General features: G+C 54.9%; 20 protein-coding genes and 2 tRNA genes. 9 read left to right on the forward strand and 13 right to left on the reverse strand.

Features of this window, described 5'->3' with window-relative positions; all coding sequences use genetic code 11:
* Positions 1-323: 323 nt before the first annotated feature.
* The gene (sulA, locus tag ACETPC_RS11570) at positions 324-824 is read right to left on the reverse strand and encodes an SOS-induced cell division inhibitor SulA (protein ID WP_380181502.1); all 501 of its coding nucleotides are present in this window, start codon (positions 822-824) and stop codon (positions 324-326) included.
* Between the two features lie 206 nt (positions 825-1,030).
* Here sulA and ACETPC_RS11575 point away from each other — a divergent pair, with 206 nt between their 5' ends.
* Positions 1,031-1,651: a TfoX/Sxy family DNA transformation protein gene (locus tag ACETPC_RS11575; protein ID WP_380181504.1), complete on the forward strand. Its 621-nt coding sequence runs from the start codon at positions 1,031-1,033 to the stop codon at positions 1,649-1,651.
* On the opposite strand, the gene yccS is transcribed toward ACETPC_RS11575, so the two are convergent.
* Positions 1,648-3,777 (reverse strand): YccS family putative transporter, encoded by a 2,130-nt coding sequence (gene yccS / locus ACETPC_RS11580; RefSeq protein WP_380181506.1) that lies wholly within the window; start codon positions 3,775-3,777, stop codon positions 1,648-1,650. The genes ACETPC_RS11575 and yccS overlap by 4 nt on opposite strands.
* Before the next feature lie 2 nt (positions 3,778-3,779).
* Positions 3,780-4,226 (reverse strand): YccF domain-containing protein, encoded by a 447-nt coding sequence (locus ACETPC_RS11585; RefSeq protein WP_380181508.1) that lies wholly within the window; start codon positions 4,224-4,226, stop codon positions 3,780-3,782.
* A 127-nt stretch (positions 4,227-4,353) separates the two neighbouring features.
* Here ACETPC_RS11585 and helD point away from each other — a divergent pair, with 127 nt between their 5' ends.
* The gene (gene helD, locus ACETPC_RS11590; RefSeq protein WP_380181510.1) at positions 4,354-6,408 is read left to right on the forward strand and encodes a DNA helicase IV; all 2,055 of its coding nucleotides are present in this window, start codon (positions 4,354-4,356) and stop codon (positions 6,406-6,408) included.
* Between the two features lie 19 nt (positions 6,409-6,427).
* Here helD and ACETPC_RS11595 read toward each other — a convergent pair whose 3' ends face one another.
* Positions 6,428-6,886, reverse strand: a complete 459-nt coding sequence (locus tag ACETPC_RS11595; RefSeq protein ID WP_380181512.1) for a methylglyoxal synthase — start codon at positions 6,884-6,886, stop codon at positions 6,428-6,430.
* A 68-nt stretch (positions 6,887-6,954) separates the two neighbouring features.
* The gene (locus ACETPC_RS11600; protein ID WP_380181514.1) at positions 6,955-7,593 is read right to left on the reverse strand and encodes a DUF2057 family protein; all 639 of its coding nucleotides are present in this window, start codon (positions 7,591-7,593) and stop codon (positions 6,955-6,957) included.
* Between the two features lie 170 nt (positions 7,594-7,763).
* Here ACETPC_RS11600 and ACETPC_RS11605 point away from each other — a divergent pair, with 170 nt between their 5' ends.
* The gene (locus ACETPC_RS11605) at positions 7,764-8,180 is read left to right on the forward strand and encodes a CoA-binding protein (RefSeq protein WP_380181515.1); all 417 of its coding nucleotides are present in this window, start codon (positions 7,764-7,766) and stop codon (positions 8,178-8,180) included.
* Between the two features lie 23 nt (positions 8,181-8,203).
* On the opposite strand, the gene hspQ is transcribed toward ACETPC_RS11605, so the two are convergent.
* Together hspQ and rlmI are read right to left on the reverse strand one after the other, a co-directional pair.
* Positions 8,204-8,518 carry a heat shock protein HspQ gene (gene hspQ / locus ACETPC_RS11610; RefSeq protein ID WP_380181517.1) on the reverse strand — a complete coding sequence of 105 codons (315 nt, stop codon included), beginning with the start codon at positions 8,516-8,518 and terminating at the stop codon, positions 8,204-8,206.
* 62 nt (positions 8,519-8,580) lie between these two features.
* The gene (gene rlmI, locus ACETPC_RS11615) at positions 8,581-9,771 is read right to left on the reverse strand and encodes a 23S rRNA (cytosine(1962)-C(5))-methyltransferase RlmI (RefSeq protein WP_380181518.1); all 1,191 of its coding nucleotides are present in this window, start codon (positions 9,769-9,771) and stop codon (positions 8,581-8,583) included.
* A gap of 84 nt (positions 9,772-9,855) precedes the next feature.
* On the opposite strand from rlmI, the gene yccX reads away from it, so the two are divergent.
* On the forward strand, positions 9,856-10,134 hold the full coding sequence (gene yccX / locus ACETPC_RS11620; RefSeq protein ID WP_380181520.1) for an acylphosphatase: 279 nt from the start codon (positions 9,856-9,858) through the stop codon (positions 10,132-10,134).
* Between the two features lie 3 nt (positions 10,135-10,137).
* On the opposite strand, the gene tusE is transcribed toward yccX, so the two are convergent.
* Together tusE and yccA are read right to left on the reverse strand one after the other, a co-directional pair.
* A complete protein-coding gene (tusE, locus tag ACETPC_RS11625) occupies positions 10,138-10,464 on the reverse strand; it encodes a sulfurtransferase TusE (protein ID WP_380181521.1) in 327 nt (108 codons plus the stop codon).
* Between the two features lie 107 nt (positions 10,465-10,571).
* Positions 10,572-11,228, reverse strand: coding sequence for an FtsH protease modulator YccA (gene yccA / locus ACETPC_RS11630; RefSeq protein WP_380181523.1), 657 nt, complete (start codon positions 11,226-11,228; stop codon positions 10,572-10,574).
* A 216-nt stretch (positions 11,229-11,444) separates the two neighbouring features.
* On the opposite strand from yccA, the gene ACETPC_RS11635 reads away from it, so the two are divergent.
* The 3 genes from ACETPC_RS11635 to agp all read left to right on the forward strand — a co-directional run bounded on the left by ACETPC_RS11635 (position 11,445) and on the right by agp (position 14,169).
* Positions 11,445-11,532: transfer RNA gene (locus ACETPC_RS11635), tRNA-Ser, on the forward strand.
* 628 nt (positions 11,533-12,160) lie between these two features.
* A tRNA-Ser gene (locus ACETPC_RS11640) sits at positions 12,161-12,248 on the forward strand.
* 286 nt (positions 12,249-12,534) lie between these two features.
* Positions 12,535-14,169 carry a bifunctional glucose-1-phosphatase/inositol phosphatase gene (agp, locus tag ACETPC_RS11645; protein WP_380181524.1) on the forward strand — a complete coding sequence of 545 codons (1,635 nt, stop codon included), beginning with the start codon at positions 12,535-12,537 and terminating at the stop codon, positions 14,167-14,169.
* Between the two features lie 85 nt (positions 14,170-14,254).
* Here the strand turns inward: agp and ACETPC_RS11650 are convergent, their stop codons facing one another.
* The 3 genes from ACETPC_RS11650 to wrbA form a co-directional block, all read right to left on the reverse strand.
* On the reverse strand, positions 14,255-15,628 hold the full coding sequence (locus ACETPC_RS11650) for an NAD-dependent succinate-semialdehyde dehydrogenase (protein WP_380181526.1): 1,374 nt from the start codon (positions 15,626-15,628) through the stop codon (positions 14,255-14,257).
* Between the two features lie 146 nt (positions 15,629-15,774).
* Positions 15,775-16,005 (reverse strand): YccJ family protein, encoded by a 231-nt coding sequence (locus ACETPC_RS11655; protein WP_336141004.1) that lies wholly within the window; start codon positions 16,003-16,005, stop codon positions 15,775-15,777.
* Between the two features lie 23 nt (positions 16,006-16,028).
* Positions 16,029-16,628, reverse strand: coding sequence for an NAD(P)H:quinone oxidoreductase (gene wrbA, locus ACETPC_RS11660; protein WP_380181528.1), 600 nt, complete (start codon positions 16,626-16,628; stop codon positions 16,029-16,031).
* A gap of 332 nt (positions 16,629-16,960) precedes the next feature.
* Here wrbA and ACETPC_RS11665 point away from each other — a divergent pair, with 332 nt between their 5' ends.
* Entirely contained in the window at positions 16,961-17,137 is a 177-nt protein-coding gene (locus tag ACETPC_RS11665; RefSeq protein WP_246762553.1) for a general stress protein, read from the forward strand.
* 121 nt (positions 17,138-17,258) lie between these two features.
* Positions 17,259-18,173, forward strand: coding sequence for a DMT family transporter (locus tag ACETPC_RS11670; RefSeq protein ID WP_380181531.1), 915 nt, complete (start codon positions 17,259-17,261; stop codon positions 18,171-18,173).
* Here the strand turns inward: ACETPC_RS11670 and rutG are convergent.
* The gene (gene rutG / locus ACETPC_RS11675) at positions 18,170-19,486 is read right to left on the reverse strand and encodes a pyrimidine utilization transport protein G (protein ID WP_380181533.1); all 1,317 of its coding nucleotides are present in this window, start codon (positions 19,484-19,486) and stop codon (positions 18,170-18,172) included. The genes ACETPC_RS11670 and rutG overlap by 4 nt on opposite strands.
* Between the last annotated feature and the right edge of the window lie 2 nt (positions 19,487-19,488).

The following is a 19,488-nucleotide window of genomic DNA, read 5'->3' on the forward strand; positions in this document are numbered from 1 at the left end:
TAGGCAATGAGCTTTCATTAGCTCTTTGATTAATCCTTCGCCGGGTTATGACGCTCGATTATGACTCGTCCAAAAAAGGGAGATTATTGAGCACCCTGGCGACGTAAAGTCTACAACGTACCAGCAAACTTACAAGTAAGATGTGAAGCAGGCCTGAAAAAAAACGTGGTTTTGTACACAAATTTACACATTTGGGCTTAAGTGAAGAGCGGCAAAGGCAAGGGGAAATTGAGGCTAAACCATTGTCCCGCCGGGTCAGAGCATTATCAGACGCTTAACGCGCCCGGCGGAGAATTTTGTGATGAGAAAAATCTTATTTTTACTTAATGATACAAACTCGAGTGAATTTTTAACCCGTTATAGGGTCTGGACGCAGCCATTTCGACCGGATCCGGCCGCATAATCAGGCCTAAAGCCTGGCCGCTTAGCGCGGCGTCATCCAGGCGGCGGCGATCCTGCACCGTAAGCTCATCTGGTAGCCAGCCCAGCACCACGCTGTAATTACCCGTCTGCAATGCTTTAATCATCGCCTCCAGTGTGTTGATAGCCGGCCCCTGCACCTGCATGACCTTATCCAGCGGCAGCCCTGACTGCGCCAGCCAGCTACGGCTCAGTTTTTGCTGCGGGGTCAGCCACAGCTGCCAGCGCGACTGGGTGCCCAGCTGCTGGAGCAGCGGCAGTAGCAGCATTTGCGTCATGCCCGGTTGATTCTCGCTGTAGATCAGTTCGCCGATCAGCCCGGTCGCTTCGCTGGTGGAGGTAGCGGCGCAGGACTGACGAAAACGGCTGTTAACAGAATGAGATTTCATGGAATGAGTATGCATATCGGCTTCGCTCGCAGGTCACTGTATGGATATACAGTATAAGGGCGATAGCTAAAGATCAACCTTATTTTTTGAAAACGCCTCGCAAAATCACAATGTAACCTGCTGCAAGCGCAATTATTAATTGAACCGGTTACCGGGATTACATACTTTTCTCTCTCTGTAAGGAGATAGCAGTTAATCATTCTGTCTACAGGGAGAACATGATGAGTGATTCAAAAAAACAAATTGAAAAAGTCAGGGACCAGCTCGCCGAGCTGGGTGAAATAGACTATCGCAGCCAGTTCGGCGGCTACAGCCTGTCGGTAGAAAATGTCGTTTTCGCGCTGGTGGCGGAAGGCGAACTTTACCTGCGCGCCTGCGAGCAGGTGAAACCTTATATCGTGGAGCGCAAAATGGAACCATTGTGCTTTACCAAAAGAGGCATGCCGGTCGCGCTGGACTACTATCGGGTTGACGATCCGCTGTGGAAAGAGCAGGAGCAACTGTTGGCGCTATCGCGCCTGTGCCTTCAGGGCGCGCGGCAGCAGCGGGCGAACAAACAGCAAAAACAGCGTCTGAAAGATCTGCCCAATCTCACCGTACGCCTGGAGATGCTGCTGCGGCAGGCTGGCATCAGCACTATCGCCATGTTGAAAGAGCAGGGCGCGCGGCGCTGCTGGCTAAAGCTGTATGCCAGCAATAAAAAACTGGGCATCAACGTGTTGTTTGCGCTGGAAGGCGCTATAGCGGGCCGTCACCACGAAACCCTGCCGGAGAGCGTCAAAACCGAACTGCGCGAGTGGTATCAAAAAACGCTTCTGCGTGAGGCCAGGCAGCAGGCTTAAATTTGCAGCATCTTTTTTTTCAACCGGACAATTTCCGGCAGCAGCGCGACCAGCAGGCCAACCTGCTGCAACACCAGGGGTTCTTTGGTTTCCGGTGCCGCTTCGGCGGCCGCCAGACGGGCAGAAAGGTTACTCAGAAGTCTTGCCGCCTTATTGTCATCGACGATATCGACGTGCAGTACGTCATCGACATAACAGACGGCATCATCCATCAGTTGCAGCATCGACGGACTGGCAATCTTCTCCCGATGGGCACCGAGCGCGGAAATATAACTAAGAAAAGAGTGGTTCAGGCACAGCAGGCGGAATGCGTCCTCCCGCAGGCCGTTGCCCGCATTTTTTTCGGCAGAAATATTAGAAACCACGGAAGCCAGCTCCGCGTCACAATTGTGCGCGTCGCGCCGGGCGATACGATAATCCAGCCGGTTGTCTTTTCCCTGGTGATACTGCACCAGGATGGCATCCAGATAACGGCAGTTGGCATTAAGCGTGCGCTCCGCTACGGCGGAAAGCCGACGAAACCGCCAGTCGGGCCAGATAAAAGCCACGGCGAGCCAGGCCAGGCCGCAGCCCAGCAGCGTATCTATAATGCGCGGCAACGCTATTTCAAACCCCTCGCCGAGCAAATTAAAACAGCATAACACCAGCAGGGTAATAAATAGCGTAGCGTTAGCATATTGGGACTGCCGGAAAGCGAAAAAGAGCACGCCGCTAAGCACAATCAGCAGGAGCTGTCCCTCGACGGACGGCACCAGCCACAGCAGCGGCAGGCCGATAGCTATGCCGGCCAGGGTTCCGACAATGCGCAAGGCCAGCCGTCTTTTGGTAGCGTTATAGTTAGGCTGGCAAACAAACAGGCTGGTGAGCAGGATCCAGTAGCCGTGCTCAAGCCCGGTTAGCTGAATAAAAGCGTAACCGGTGCAGAGCAGCAGCGACATGCGCACGGCATGGCGAAAAAGCGGCGACTGCGGCGAAAGATGGCGGCTGAGCCGCAGGCGGATATCCGCCCAGCCGGTCAGGCCTTCGCTGGACAGGCGGCCGTCGCTGTTATCCTGCAGCACCTGTTCTGATTCGATAGTCGCCAGCTGGGCATCAATCGCCTTAAGATTATGCAGTAAATAGTGCATCGCCTTGATATCGCTGCTGGCAGGCTGAGCGGCTGTCAGACGATCCAGCGCTGCCTGGAGGTGCGTAAAGGCGCGCTCAAAGCGCGGATTGTGCTGCCAGGGCTCGCGCAGCAAAATGGCGTTGGACAACTGTTGGCAAGCTTTGGCCTGCATGGTCAGTAGTCGCTGAAAGCGGAACAAAATATCGCTGTAACGGTACTCTCTGCGCAGCGCATGATATTGCGCATGAGAAGAGCTGGCGCGCTCGTGAATATCCTGGGCGACAAAATAGTAGTGCAGCGTTCTTCGGGTGCTGCGCTGTCCACGATCGCCGCGCAAACGAGACTGAATAGATATTTTCGCCTGATTCAGCGTGGCGACCAGCTGGCTGTTGGTCATTGCCGCTTCAATCAGCGAGGCGTCGTCGTTTTCTTCTATATCGGGATCGAACAGGCCTGCTTTAGCTTCCAGGTAGCGCGCCAGACCGGCAAAACAGCGCGCTATGTTTTCCTGCAGTGGCCTTACAGGGAAAATCAAATGCCCTGTCAGCGTCAGCAGGTTATACCAGACGGCGCCAAGCAGCAGCAGGGCAGGCTGCCTGTACCAGTCCGGGAAAAGGCCAAGCCCAAGCAGCGTATAGACAGCAATCAACAGCGCGCCGAAAGCAATCGTTGCATAACGCTGTCCCAGCGCGCCTAACAGGATAAATCCCCAGCTGGAGAGCGCCAGCCCGACAAGAAACAGCAAGGGGAAAGGTGACAGCAACTCGACGGAAACCGACGCCACGCAGAAGCAAATTAACGTGATCACCAGGTTGCGCAGCCTGCCGCTGAGGCGATCGTCGAGATCGGCCAGCGCCGCCGCCACCACGCCCAGCGTCAGCGGAATGGTCCAGGTAATCTGGCCCAGCCAAAGCGGCACGCCCGTCGTACCAGCCAGCGCAAAGAAAATGCGCAGGTTATAAAGCAGGGCGCTGTTATAGGCGTAGCGGCGCAGATGCGGCGTCAGCGACAGGCGCATAATTAGTTAAACCGGCTGCGGGCGTTAGCTTCACGCGCGGCTTTAGCGACTTCGACGCTGACCACGCGGCGCCCCACAGGCCAAAGCGAAATAGCGGCGATTTTGAAGTGCGCGATGCCGGTAGGAATACCAATAATGGTAATGCACTGCGTGATCCCTACCAGGATATGAGTAATGCAAAGCCACCAGCCGCAAAAAATAAACCAGACGATATTCAGTAAGGTACCGCCAGAGTTCAGTAAGACATTCTTTTTACCGGGGTTCAGCTCATCCACATGTACCGCTTCATTGCCGAAGGGCAGCAGCGAAAGCTTGGTGATTTCCCAGCAGGAACGCGTCAGCGGCAGCGTAATAATAAAGACGACGCTGAGGACGGTGGCGAAAAGCCAGCCCAGCGTGGTAATAAAGCCGCCCAGCACGAAGTTAAGAATATTTAAAATGGTACGCATCAGGTACTCCTTGGGCTGCGTGAAAAGAGAAAGGTCAATGCGTTGATTATACCGTGTTTTAGCGCTGGAGCGGTACAGTCTTGCCGGGTAAACTATCGGCCAGAATAACCGCAGCCCGAGGCCGTTAATGGAACTGAAAGCAACATCGCTGGGTAAGCATCTGGCGCAGCATCCCTACAACCGGGTGCGTCTGCTCTCTGCCGGCGTCGAAGTCAGCGGTCAGAAGCATGAATATCTGATCCCTTTTAACCAGCTGCTGGCGATCCGCTGTAAACGCGGACTGGTATGGGGCGAACTGGAGTTTTCGCTGCCCGAAAACAAAGTGGTACGCCTGCACGGCACGGAGTGGCAGGAGACGCAGCGGTTCTATCATTACCTTAACCAGGCCTGGCAGGCCTGGAGCCAGCAGATGAGCCTGGTCGCCGCCGACGTTTTACAACAGCAGGCAGCCAGCCTCCACGAATTCGGGCAGCAGGACAAATGGCTGAAACGCCACGAGGCAGCACAATGGCGGGAGGCGATCCTGGAGACATTTTCCGCACTGCCCTTGCCCGTTGCCCGTCTGGAGGAATTTGACTGCTGCCGGGAGGCATACCTTTTTTGCCAGCGCTGGCTGGAAAACAGCGAGGCGCAGCGTCGCCAGCGTAATGCGCAGTGGACAGAAAAAATGCTGGCGCAGCATGCGGAATTTTTCGCCAGCGTGGAAACTTCGCCGCTTAGCGCATCCCAGGCGGAAGCGGTAGTCAACGGCGAGGACGCGCTGCTGGTGCTGGCAGGCGCCGGCAGCGGTAAAACTTCGGTGCTGGTGGCACGCGCTGGCTGGCTGCTGGCGCGAAAAGAAGCCGCGGCTGAACAAATCCTGCTGCTGGCTTTTGGCCGCCAGGCGGCGGAAGAGATGAACGAGCGCATTCAGGCGCGGCTGAACACAAGTGGCCTACAGGCACGAACATTTCATGCGCTGGCGCTGCACATTATTCAGCAGGGCAGCAATAAATCCCCCGTTATCAGCGAGCTGGAAAGCGACAGCGAAAAGCGGCAAAAGCTGCTGATCGAAACCTGGCAGCGGCAGTGCAGCGAGAAAAAGGCGCAGGCCAGCGGCTGGCGGCAATGGCTGCAGGACGAGCTGGGCTGGAAGCTGAACGAAGGCGCTTACTGGCAGGATGCGGCGCTGGTTAAAAAACTGGGCGGGCGTCTGGAGCGCTGGCTGGAGCTGATGCGGATGCACGGCGGCGCGCAGGCTGCCATGATTGAATCCGCGCCGGAAGAGGTACGCGAGCTGTTCAGCAAGCGGGTCAAACTGATGGCGCCCATGCTGAAAGCCTGGAAAAGCGCGCTGAAAGAAGAAGAGGCTATAGATTTTTCAGGGCTGATTCATCAGGCGATAGCCGTGCTGGAAAAAGGGCGTTTTATCAGCCCCTGGAAACATATTCTGGTTGATGAGTTTCAGGATATCTCGCCGCAGCGTGCCGCTTTATTAGCGGCGTTGCGTAAACAAAACAGTCGCACCTCGCTGTTTGCGGTAGGCGATGACTGGCAGGCAATTTATCGCTTCAGCGGCGCGGAGATGGCGCTGACCACCGCTTTTCATCACTATTTTGGCGAAGGCGATAGCTGTGTGCTTGACACCAGCTGGCGTTTTAACGATCGCATCGGCGAAATCGCTAACGCCTTTATCCAGCAAAATCCTTCTCAGCTAAAGAAAGCACTAAATAGCCAAAGCAAAGGCAATAAAAAGTCGATCTCGCTGCTGCCAGAGTCGCAGCTGGAGGCGTTATTGAACAAGCTAAGCGGCTATGTGACCCGGGAAGAAAGGATCCTGATTCTGGGCCGCTACCGCTATCAGCAGCCAACACTGCTGAACAAAGCAAAAACACGCTGGCCAGAGCTGAATATTGCCTTTTCGACAGTGCACGCCAGTAAAGGGCAGCAGGCGGACTATGTTCTGCTGACGGGCCTGAAGAGCGGCGAAGAGGGGTTTCCGGCACCGGCAAGAGAGTCGGTGATCGAACAGGCGCTGCTGCCGCCGCCGGAGGATTTCCCCGATGCGGAAGAGCGTCGTCTGGCCTACGTGGCGATAACGCGTGCGAAAAAGCAGGTCTGGCTGCTGTTTGATAGCGACAACCCCTCCAGCTTCGTGACGGAATTTAAACGCATGGGCGTGCCGCTGTTGCGCAAGCCATAGTCCGGCACGCCCGTTGCGTTTACTGCAGGCGTTGCTGCAAATAGCGCTGGTAGTCGGGAATAGCGATAGCGAGCGGTTGCGCAAAAAGCGGAGAGTGAATAATAAAATCGGCGGTGGCGCGATTGGTTGCAACGGGAATGTTCCAGACCGTCGCCAGTCGCAGCAGCGCCTTAACATCGGGATCGTGCGGCACCGCGTTCAGCGGATCCCAGAAGAAAATCAACACGTCGATTTTACCCTCTGAAATCAGTGCGCCTACCTGCTGATCGCCGCCCATCGGCCCACTCAACATCGCCGTTACCGGCAGGCCGGTAGCACGCTGGATCAAATTGCCGGTAGTGCCCGTGGCGTACAGCGTATGCTGCTGTAGCAACGCCTTGTGGCTTGCGACCCACTCCATCATTGAAGTCTTACAGTGATCGTGCGCGACCAGCGCGATATGTTTTTTTTCCCCGATAGTGCGGGTAGTCTGCTCCATGGCGATATCCTGTCTTGGTGAAAAGCAAACTATACGGTTTAGGCTCGCCGGACGCCAGCGCGCGGCGCTCAACCTGTGCGCAACGCCCTCATCAGCAGGGTTAAACGCTGGCGGGTAGCGGAATCGACCTGTTGATACCAGAGTTGCAGCACACGACCGCCCGGAAAATCGCCGCTGGCGAAGTTCAGCGAGTCGTTATCGGCTGGGGTGCTGGTGGTATGCGGCTGGGCAAAGCGGGGAACCGAAGCCGTGCGGCCCTGCATATTATAGGCTGCCATTTCCCGCTCAAAATTTTCGCCGGTGGACACAGTCAGACGATCCTGCTGACTTTCGACAATATTATTCTGATCGTCCCTTAGCTGAAAATTGGGGTGCTGGGCAAAACTTCGCGCCTGCGCGGAAGTATGAATGGCAGGTAAGGTGATGGCGATTGATTTTGCCCGGGCGGTAAAAGTCACTATAAGCGGCGGCGAGATCCAGGGCGTAGAGGCACGGCCGTGTTCGAGGTTTTTTTCCACGCGAAACAGTAACTGGTGCTGGCCTCGATCCAGTTCAAGCCCGTCTGCGCCTTTCAGTAAAGAACCGGAAATTTTATGACCGTCCAGCACCAGCAGATCGATATCAGAGGCGAGTTTTAAAGTGGTTGCCTGAGCCGCAGCCGCAACCCATAGTGTCATCAACCCTGTCAGGAGCAGACCCAGCTTCATTGTTTCTCCAGATGCACAGGAATTTAAAAAAGAGCGAATGTATCAAAGTCTTTCATTATGGCAGCATATTAACATTTTCACATATTTAATCATGCTAAATCTTTTGCGGCTATGATTATAAGCGCAAAAGATCTTCACTTCAGAAGCGGCTTTCTTAGCAGGAGAAACGGATGGACGATAAAACTATCGCCGGGGTGCTGACAGCAACCCACCATATCGCGCTGGTAGGCGCCAGCGACAGGCCCGACAGAGCCAGCCATCAGGTGATGGCCTATTTGCTGGATCGGGGTTACAAAGTCACGCCGGTCAGTCCCAAACTGGCCGGACAAACGCTGCTGGGGCAAAAAGTCTACGCGAAACTGGAAGAGATCCCCGAACCAGTGGATATGGTCGATGTGTTCCGTAATTCGGAAGCGGCCTGGGGAGTAGCGCAGGAGGCAATAGCCATCGGCGCTAAATCGCTTTGGTTACAGCTTGGCGTGATCAACGAGCAGGCTGCGGTATTAGCAGCAGACGCGGGTCTGCAGGTGGTAATGGATCGCTGCCCGAAAATTGAAATCCCCCGACTGGGGCTGGAAAGGCGATAAAAAACCCCGCGAGGGGGCTTTTATCAGTTTCTGAGGCGCGGCGCCTGAAGCTGCTCGCGGATTGAGGCGGCGAGTTCATCCATAGAAGGATGCTCGGGATGCTCGCCCGGTATTTCCCACCCCAGCTGGGCTTCTGCCAGATAGGTATGCACCGTTTCGCCGTTATCGTCTTCCATCACTACGTGATACCAGGGTGCGTTACGTAGCGCTCCCTCAGCGATATCATCGATTTTAGGATCTTCCAACGAGTACTCCGGATCCACATCAACCACAACCCCTAAGAAACCCAGCAGCTTGTGTCGCACCTGCTGGCCAAGTCCAAATTTGCTGGCAATCATTGTGACCTCCTGAGAAACATAGCCCTGCCATCCTATATGGGGGCAGGGCCAGCGTTTTCAAGTCACAGTACGCGGCAGGCAAACCCTTTCAGATAGAGGCCTTCCGGATAGCTGGCGATCACCGGATGATCGGCCGCCTGACGGAACTGTTCTATAAATTGTACCTCACGCTGAGCATCCAGCGCGGCATCGGCGATAATTTTCTGGAAAAGCTCCGTAGGCATCAGGCCGGAACAGGAGAAAGTCAGCAGCATCCCGCCGGGATTGAGCAGCTGCATAGCCAGCATATTAATATCTTTATAGCCGCGGCAGGCGCCAGCCAGCTGGTTTTTATTTTCGACGAACTTTGGCGGATCCATGACGATCAGATCGAACTTTTCTCCGCTGTCGCGATAGCGGCGCAGCAGTTTAAAAACGTCATCGCGCAGGAACTCTGCTTTAGACAGATCCAGCCCGTTCAGCTCTACGTTTTGGCGGGCTACATCCAGCGCCGCCTGAGAGGTATCCACGCTAATAACTTGCTGGCAGCCGCCCATCAGCGCCGAAACGGCAAAACCGCCGGTATAAGAGAAGCAGTTCAGCACGCGGCGATCTTTCGCATAGCGGCGCGTAGCCAAACGGCTGTCGCGCTGATCCAGATAGTAGCCAGTTTTATGGCCGGTCTGGATATCCACCAGCAGCTTCATGCCGTGCTCGGTAATTGGCAGCAGTTCAGGCGGTTTTTCGCCCAGCACTACGCCTTGCGCCAGCTCCAGGCCCTCTTTTTTACGCACCGATACATCTGAACGATCGTAGATAGCGCACTCCGGATAACAATCCTGCAGTGCGGTAATCAGGGCAGCACGCTGGTATTCCGCACCGGCGGAAAGCAGCTGTAGCACCAGAAAGTTACCGAAGCGATCGATAGTGATGCCCGGCAGGCCGTCGGACTCGCCAGCGATCAGGCGATAGCTATCCAGATCGTCCCTTTCTGCCAACCAGTCGCGTAGCTGCTGGGCAGCCTGCAGGCGGCGGGTAAAGAAGGCGATATCGATCGCCTCGTCCTGTTCCCAGCTCCAGACGCGGGCGCGGATTTGTGAAGCGGGCGACCAGGCGGCGCGGGCCAGCCATTTCCCCTGGCTGTCGCAAACGTCAATGGTTTCACCCGGCTGGGCTTTGCCTTCCATGCGGGCTACGGCCCCGGAGAAAACCCAGGGATGACGGCGAAGTAAGGACTTTTCACGCCCTTTGGCAAGAATCAAACGAACGGTCATATTTGCTATGCTTACAGTCAGAAAAACAGGCGCCATTGTCCGGTGGCTGGCTTTAAAAAGCAAACTCTCTGTTCAGGAGGAAAAATGGCGACAATCTGTAAAAGGGCCTGGGTTCAGGGTAGCGTGCAAGGGGTGGGATTTCGCTATACCACTCAGCACGAAGCGAAGGCGCGAGGACTGCAAGGCTATGCCCGCAATCTTGACGACGGCAGCGTAGAAGTACTGGCCTGCGGCGAAGAAAAAGAAGTCGAGGCGTTAATCGCCTGGCTAAAAGCGGGCGGGCCGCGTTCAGCCAGGGTGGATAAAGTCCTGGAGGAGCCTTACCACGGCGAAGATTGCCCGGATGGCTTTACGACGGGATAAGGCTTAAAGGCACTTAGCGGGCTTGGGCAAACCGGCGATTTTTGTTGCCTGTTTGGCTGGTCCTTTGGGGAAAAGGCGGAACAGGTAGCGGCTGTTGCCTTTCTCCTCGCCATATTTTTTTGCCATCGCCTTGACCAGCATGCGCACGGCAGGCGAGGTATTAAACTCCAGGTAAAAGTCCCGCACAAAACGCACCACTTCCCAATGTGCTTCGCTCAACTCAATACCTTCTTCTTCCGCCAGCAGCGGCGCCAGACCTTCACTCCAGTCCGTGGTTTTGGTCAAATATCCCTGCGCGTCGCGCGCGATTTCTTTACCGTCAAAAAACACCGTATTGCCTCTGTATCAGTAACCGAAGGGCAGTTTAGCAAAAATAACCCCTGGCGATCGCGCAAAAAAAAGCCCCGCAGCGCGGGGCATGTTCATTCAGGATGCGGTTAATTGCTGCGGGACATGCCCAGGATGCTCAGCAAGCTGACGAAAATATTATAAATGGAGACATAGAGGCTGACGGTGGCACGAATATAGTTGGTCTCGCCGCCGTGAATAATGTTGCTGGTCTCCCACAGAATAGCGCCGGAAGAGAAAAGCACGAACATCACGCTAATCGCCAGATGCAGCGCCGGGATCTGCAAAAAGAGGTTGGCCAGTACGGCAACCAGCAGTACCACAAAACCCGCCATCATCATGCCGCCAAGGAACGACATATCCTTACGCGTGGTCAGCACATAGGCCGAACAGCAGAAGAACACCAGCGCGGTGCCGCCAAGCGCCAGGCCGATCACATCACCCATGCCTGCTGATAACAGCGTATTCAGAATGGGGCCGAGGCAGTAGCCAAGGAAACCGGTAAAGGCGAAAGCGGCCAGGATACCCGCCGGGCTATCGGCCAGGCGATAAGTCAAAAACATCAGGCCGTAAAAGCCGGCCAGCATAATAATCAGACCCGGCGCGGGCAGAGCGAAGACGGTGCTCAGCGTGGCGGTGACAGCAGAGAAAGCCAGCGTCAGCCCCAGCAGGAAATAGGTATTACGCAAAACTTTGTGGGTGGAAAGCAGCGAGCTTTCGCGGGAACCGGAGATAATGCGATCCATATAAATGCCTCTTAAGGTCATCAGATAGCAGTGAGAATAAGGAGCGGGCCGCTATGGGGAAAGACGTTTTACCCATCTTTACTCGTCAATGCGGCTGATAAACAATCACCCTGACGTATTTATCGGCAAAAGAGCGTTAATTGGCGTTTTTTAAGGCAGTTGAAACGCGGCCCGCTTTACATCGGCGCAGAGGATGTTTATAGTTCGGGTCATTGCGGAGGGGTGGCCGAGTGGCTGAAGGCACCGGTCTTGAAAACCGGCGACGGGAAACCGTTCGAGAGTTCGAATCTCTCCTCCTCCGCCATCAAATTCAACGGGTCAGCGCAAGCTGGCCCGTTTTGCTATGTACGCTGCAACGAGCCTGCAACCGCAGCAGGTTTTGTAAACTCTCCGCTTTCCTTCAGAATCTTTAGCTTAATTGCTCCTGAAACGATGCACGCTTAATAAGAAATATTCTGTCTCCTTTTTATAAAACGGTAACGAGCGAAAATGTATACATGCTGGTTTAACCGGGTCTGATTACTTAGCGGATAAAGAAGAGCTGTAGCCAGGTGCCGACAATGTCAGGCGCATTAGCTACCAGTACCCGCAACCAGGCCGTACATATTATTACCGAATTGATGAGCCGCAGCCTGAAGGTAAATTGTTTATCAATGTACGAGCCGGATGGAATTAATCGCTGTATCTTTAGGATAAATATTGCCTGGGAACGGCGCATGCGTATTGCGCAGCAACCTCCTGCCAGTTAAAGCAGGCAACGAGTTCGGTGTAAAAACAGATAGCCGCTGTTTTTTTACTGACCGGAAGCATCACTGCCGTGTTCAAAAGCGCATAAATTCAACAAAATAGCGAAAATAGTGCTTGGCAGCCATCGCGCTTTCCCCTATACTGCGCGCCATCAGATGCACTGCAGGTGCGGATGATACAAGTGCGGAGGGGTGGCCGAGTGGCTGAAGGCACCGGTCTTGAAAACCGGCGACGGGAAACCGTTCGAGAGTTCGAATCTCTCCTCCTCCGCCATCAAATTCGACGGGTCAGCGCAAGCTGGCCCGTTTTGCTTTCTGCTTATCGTTGGCTCTGTCAGTCAGGGATTGGCCCGCTTACAAAAAACACCTTTTGTCTTTTCAATCTCCTGATGCGCCATAACGGCAAAAGCGATAGTCTGCTATATTCTCAACACGAATAATGCCCGTACCCGGCCTTATTTTTCGCTGCGCGGCGGCGCCTTGTCTTTGACGCTCGCTTTTTGCCAGCCATAGCGCTTTACTGGCCGGGCGATCCATCCTTGAATCAATGGAAAAAACACATGATGAAAAAGTATAGTCTTTGTGCACTGGCGGTTTGCTCGGCTCTTTCCGGCACCGCTTACGCCGCTGACGACAACTATCAGCTTGAACAGGTGTTAATGATGAGCCGCCACAATCTTCGGGCGCCGCTGGCCGATAACGGCAGCGTGCTGGCGCAGTCTACGAAGAAAAAATGGCCGGAATGGGATGTACCGGGCGGCCAGCTCACCACCAGGGGAGGCGTGCTGGAAGTCTATATGGGGCATTACACCCGGGAATGGCTGGCGCAGCAGGGATTGATTAAAGAGGGAGAGTGCCCTGCCAGTGAGGATGTTTATGCCTACGCTAACAGTCTGCAGCGTACCGTCGCCACCGCGCAGTATTTTATTACCGGTGCTTTCCCCGGCTGTGACGTGCCGGTGTCCCATCAGGATGAGATGGGCACAATGGATCCCATCTTCAACCCAATTATTACCGATGGTAGCGAGGCATTTAATAAACAGGCGCTGACCGCCATGAACAGCGCGGCGGAAAAGCTGACGCTGAAACCGGCATTCCAGCGGCTGGAAAAAATTATTGATTATAAAAATTCCCCGGCCTGCGTGGGTAAAAAACAGTGCGATCTCAGCAGCACTAACCAGAATAAGTTCCTGGCGGAAAACGGCAAAGAGCCAACCGTCAGCGGCCCGCTGAAAGTGGGCAACTCGCTGGTCGACGCCTTTACCCTGCAATATTATGCAGGGATGCCGGCCGACCAGGTCGCCTGGGGACAGATCAAAACGCCAGAGCAGTGGCAAGAGCTGTCGGCGATAAAAAACGGCTATCAGGATACGCTATTTACCTCGCCGGAAGTGGCGCGCGACGTAGCGGCGCCGCTGGTGGACTATATCCGTAGCCTGCTGGTGGATGAAGATAAAGCCAGCGCGCCTAAGGTAACGCTGATGGTCGGGCACGATTCCAATATCGCTTCGCTGCTCAGCGCGTTGGATTTCAAAGCCTACACGCTGCCCGACCAGTTCGAACGTACGCCAATCGGCGGCATGATCCAGTTCCAGCGCTGGCACGACAAGAAAAACAATCAGGAGCTGGTGAAGGTTGAATACGTTTACCAGAGCAGCGATCAGCTGCGCGACGCCACGCCGCTTTCGCTGGATACGCCGCCAAAACGCGTCACGCTGGAGATGAACGGCTGTAAAACTGACGCTAACGGCTTTTGCCCATGGGATCAGTTTACTCAGGTGCTGAATAAAGCTATCGCCGGTACGCCGATAGCGGCGGCGGCTAATGATAAAGCTTCTGCCGACAAAGCGGCGGCTGACAAGGCAGCGGCAGAAAAAGCAGCGGCAGAAAAAGCTGAGGCGGATAAAGCAGCAGCCGATAAAGCAGCAGCGGATAAAGCAGCAGCGGATAAAGCCGCAGCCGATGATAAGGCGGCTAAAGAAAAAGCTGCCAAAGAAAAAGCCGCGGCGGATAAGGCAGCCAAAGAAAAAGCCGCAGCGGACAAAGCCGCGGCTGAGAAAGCGGCTGAAGATAAAGCTGCAGCCGATAAAGCTGCCCAGCAGAAAGCCGCAGCAGATAAAAGCGCGGCGGCAGGCGAGGCTACCAGCAAGCCAGCGGACGAGAAAACTGCGCCAGCTGAAAATAAATCATCCTGATAGCGCATAAAAAAAGACCGGCGTTTCGCCGGTCTCAGACTGCTGAACCTCAGGCCGACGTTACGTCGGCCTTTCTCTCTGATAATCAACCTTTACTGACCACTACCAGCTTCTGGTTCACAAACTCCTTGATCCCCAGATCGGAAAGCTCGCGGCCATATCCGGAGCGCTTAACGCCGCCAAACGGCAGTTCAGCCGCGGTATCAGTAGCGGAATTGATATAAACCATCCCGGTTTCGATCCTGGAGGCCAGGGTTTTGCCGCGCTCAATATCTTTAGTGAAAACCGAACCGCCCAGGCCGTAGTGAGAATCGTTAGCCAGTTTGACTACTTCTTCGTCATCCTTCACTACGTAAATCTGCGCCACCGGGCCGAAAAACTCTTCAAAATAAGCCGGATTTTCACGGGTGATGCCGGAAAGTATGGTTGGCTGATAGAAACAGCCTTCACCTTCTACAGGCTTGCCGCCCAGATGCAGCTTCGCGCCTTTGGCTACCGCGTTTTCGACCTGTTTAACCAGAGTATCGCGTGCGCTGGCGGAAGAGAGCGGGCCAAGCGTAGTGCTTTCATCCAGCGGATCGCCGATCTTCACTTCACGGAAAGCCTGGGTAAATTTTTCCAGAAAAGTATCGGCTACTTTTTCGTGCACGATAAAACGTTTGGCTGCGGTACAAACCTGGCCGCAGTTACTCAGGCGCGCGCCGACGCCAGCCTTCACGGCTTTATCCAAATCGCAGTCGTCCAGCACCACGAACACATCGTTGCCGCCCAGTTCAAGCGTGGTTTTTTTCAGATATTTACCGGCCTGCTGTGCCACTGCGCTACCCGCGCGTTCGGAACCGGTCAGAGCTGCACCCTGTACGCGATCGTCGGCGATCAGCGAGGCAATTTGGTCGTTGCTGACAAAAAGATTAGTCCATGCGCCTTTTGGTGCGCCAGCCTGGCTTACCAGCTCTTCAAACAGTGTGGCGCAGTGAGGAACATTAGCGGCATGTTTAGCCAACACCGGGTTACCTACGGCCAGGTTAGGCGCAAGTACACGCATCAGCTGATAGTAAGGGAAATTCCATGGCTCTACTGCTACCAGTACGCCAATCGGATGGTTTTCTACCCAGGCTTCGCCCAGATCGGTAGGATAAGAGGTTGGAGCAAGGAAACGTTCTGCATTTTCTGCATAATAGCGAGCGATCTGCGCGCAAAGCTTAACTTCGCCGCGGCTCTGCTCAATCAGCTTACCCATTTCAACACTGGCCGCTTTCGCCAGTTCTTCCACGCGGTTGTCAATCAGATCGGCCAGTTTAGTCAGTACCTGCAGACGCGGCTGCATTGGCCCTTTAGACCACGACGAGTGATAAAGCTCGTCGGCGGTTTTCAGCGCTGCTTCCACCTGCTGTTCGCTATGATCGGGCCAGGATTTAATCAGCTCGTTATTGGCAGGGTTGATTGTTTTATAAGACATAATGGCTCCTTCTCAAGGCCGTCTGGCTAAATGGTGAGAATAAGCGTAGTAGAGGATTTACTGTTTTAACAAGGCAGGAAGGTGTCTCTTTGTGCTGTGAAGGTGGCGAAGCAGCAGAATATACTGCTACTCCGCCGCGCTGAAGACTAGACGTTTTTGCGTTCCACCGGAACGTTATCCCAGGTCAGCACATCCTGATCGGTTTTCTCAAAAGCGCGCAGCAGTACCTCATCGTTGCCCTGTTGCTCCCATATCCCTTCGGCAAGTTTTTCGTCGTAATTTGCCACCTCGAAAATGGCTTCGGCAATTTCAGGCGAAGTGGAACGAATACTTGCCCATTCTCCCACGCGGTGCTCTTTAGATTGTTGCGTAGCCATACTGTGTCTCCTGTGAGTTGAGGTTATCCGTTCAGTTTTACCGCCAGTCCGGCGACGTATTCGCCCTGATAGCGGGCGATATTCAGTTCATCTTCGCTGGGCTGACGCGAGCCATCTCCGCCCGCGAGCGTAGTAGCGCCGTAAGGCGTACCGCCGCGAACCTGTGAAATATCAAACAGCTCTTTTGCGCCGTAGCCAATTGGCACAATCACCATGCCGTGATGGGCAAGTGTAGTCCAGGTTGAGGTGATCGTCTGTTCCTGGCCGCCGCCGGTGCCGGTTGATGAGAAAACGCTGGCAATTTTGCCGTACAGCGCGCCGGATGCCCAAAGGCCGCCGGTACGATCGAGGAAGGTACGCATCTGGCCGGACATATTGCCGAAGCGAGTTGGCGTACCAAACAGAATGGCATCATATTGCGGCAGCTCGTCCGGCGTGGCTTCTGCCGCCGTCTGGTCAGTTTTTCCGCCAACCTGCGCAAAGCGGCTGGCATCCATAGTTTCAGGCACGCGTTTGATCGTGACTTCCGCTCCGCTAACCCGACGGGCGCCTTCTGCTACTGCATTTGCCATGGTTTCCACATGACCATACATCGAATAGTACAGCACTAAAATTTTTGCCATCGTTCGCTCCCTGACTGGGTGGTTGTAAACAGCTTTCGGTAGAAAAGTATAGATGAGGCTGGCGGAACGGGTAATTCAGGTGCCTGGAAAATAGCCGCTCCAGCAAGCGCCTGAAAAAAGATATTAATTTTAATAATATGATTTGCCGCTATTTTCCTCCAGGAGACAGGCAGCATTACCGTCGTCAATGATAAAAATAATCGCTATTTTCACCGATAATCTATGCTTAATAACGCGGTGGGGGCGCCGGTTTTTCGGCAGCGCCGCGACGTTGGTTCGCCTGTTCCATCGTCAAAATGCAGAATGATGGCTTAACTATTCGGAGGTAAGAAATGGCAGAACATCGTGGTGGATCTGGAAATTTCGCTGAAGACCGTAAGCGAGCATCAGAAGCGGGCCGCAAAGGCGGTAAAGCCAGCGGCGGCAATTTTAAAAACGACCCGCAGCGCGCCTCACAGGCCGGTGAAAAAGGGGGACGTAACAGCCGGGGCAGTCGCGACAAAACCTGATCCGGGGATGAAATCTTACGCCGTCGGGGTAAATCCGGCGGCGTAAGCGTCAACAGCGGTTTTCTGGTTGCTTCCGGCCCCAACCCTTGCCACACTGCGCCAAAAATTTTACGAGCGCGCTATGTCTTTACTTTCCCGTTATAAATTCTCTTTTAGCCCGCAAGAACTGGTGCTGATGCTAATCACTATGGTCTGGGGCGGCACTTTTCTGGCCGTGCACCATGCTATGACCGTCAGCGGCCCGTTCTTTTTCGTCGGGCTACGCTTTGCTACTGCGGCGCTGCTGCTGGCACTCGTGGCCAGAAAATCGCTGCGCGGCCTGACGCTGGCGGAATGCAAAGCTGGTGCGGCTATCGGCGCCGCCATCAGCGGCGGTTACGGCCTGCAAACCTGGGGCATGCAGACCATCGAAAGCAGCCAGTCGGCCTTTATCACCGCTATGTATGTGCCGCTGGTGCCGCTGCTGCAATGGCTTTTTTTAAAGCGTTTACCGGGGCTGATGTCCTGGATCGGTATTGTGCTGGCTTTTGCCGGGCTGATGCTGTTGGCCGGGCCGAAAAGCGGCTCGCTGGCGTTTAGCATCGGGGAAACGGCGACGCTGCTCAGCACGCTGGCCATTGCGGGCGAGATCATTCTTATCGGCGCCAGCGCGGGCAAAGTAGATGTAAAAAGAGTTACCGTCATTCAACTGGCCGCTGCCTCGCTTTTCTCCTTCGCGCTAATGGCACCTAACGGCGAAACCGTACCGGCATATTCGCCTTATTTGTTGTTTAGCGCACTGGGGCTGGGCGCGGCGAGCGCGGTAATACAGGTCACTATGAACTGGGCGCAGCGCAGCGTTTCGCCAACCCGGGCAACGGTTATCTACGCGGGTGAACCTGTCTGGGCTGGGATCGTCGGGCGAATAGCTGGCGAAAGGCTACCAGGCGTGGCGCTGATCGGCGGCGCGCTGATTGTTGCAGGCGTGCTGATTAGCGAACTCAAATTGAAAAAGCGGGCGAAGCGTGCTTCGCCCGCAAAGGTAAAAGCCGATTAGCTTTGCTGGCGTACAACGTCCTTCAGCGCGGCAGCCCGACGGCGACCAAGAATGGCGTTAAGGATAATAGCGCCGAAGGTTGCCGTGCCGATGCCGCCCAGAGTAAAGCTGCCGAGCTTTAGCGCAAAATCGCCTGCGCCCAGCACCAGGGTGACGGCGACCATAATCAGATTGCCGTTTTGCCCTAAATCGACGTTATTCTGTACCCAGATACGCGCGCCCGCTACCGCTATCAGGCCAAATACTACGATAGATGCGCCGCCGATAACCGGCGCGGGAATGGTATAGATCAGCGCGCCGAATTTAGGTGAAAAACCCAGTAACACAGCGATAACCGCAGCCGCCACAAAGACCAGCGTCGAATAGACTTTGGTTACCGCCATTACGCCGATGTTTTCCGCATAGGTAGTGACGCCGCTACCGCCCAGAGAACCTGAAAGCATGGTCGCCAGCCCATCGCCGACAAAAGCTCTGCCCATCCAGGGATCGAGGTTTTTTCCGGTCATTCCCGCTACCGCTTTCAGGTGACCCAGATTTTCCGCTACCAGAATAATCGCCACCGGCGCGATCAAAAACATCGCCTGGCTGTTAAAAACCGGAGCGGTGAGACCAGGTAAGCCAAACCAGGATGCGCTGGCGATAAGGCTGAAGTCTACGGGTTTACCCAGGCCAAAACCGTTGGTCAGTAGCGCATAGATGGCCCAGGCTGCAATCAGCCCGACCAGGATCAGCAACCGCTGCACCATACCGCGCGTAAAAACGGCAGCCAGACCAATGCAGACTACCGTCATTACCGCTATCCAACTGTCAAACATGGAAGAGGAAACGCTGCGTACTGCGATAGGTGCCAGATTGAGTCCGATCGCCATTACCACGGCACCCGTGACCGCTGGCGGCATCAGCTTCTCGATCCAGCGCGTTCCCGCCTTCATTACCACTATGCCGATCAGCGTATAAAGCAAGCCACAGGCAATAATTCCGCCAAGCGCGACGCCAAGATTGAGATTGACGCCCTGGCCGTTAAAGCCGGTGACTGCAATTACTACGCCAACGAAAGCCGCGCTGGAGCCAAGATAGCTGGGCACGCGCCCGCCGGTGATAACAAAAAACAGCAGCGTACCGATGCCGGACATCAGTACGGACAGATTAGGATCCAGGCCCATTAACAGCGGCATCAGCACTGTTGCGCCGAACATGGCGACCGCGTGCTGGAGACCCATAATTATTGTTTGACCCGGCGACAACGTTTCATCGGGCGCAACCATATCCGTAGCGGACACCTTACGCCATTGGGGAAACCAGGAATCAGCCATCG

Origin of the sequence: Pantoea sp. sgz302252 (assembly GCF_042610525.1) — a bacterium.
Classification (GTDB): domain Bacteria; phylum Pseudomonadota; class Gammaproteobacteria; order Enterobacterales; family Enterobacteriaceae; genus Erwinia.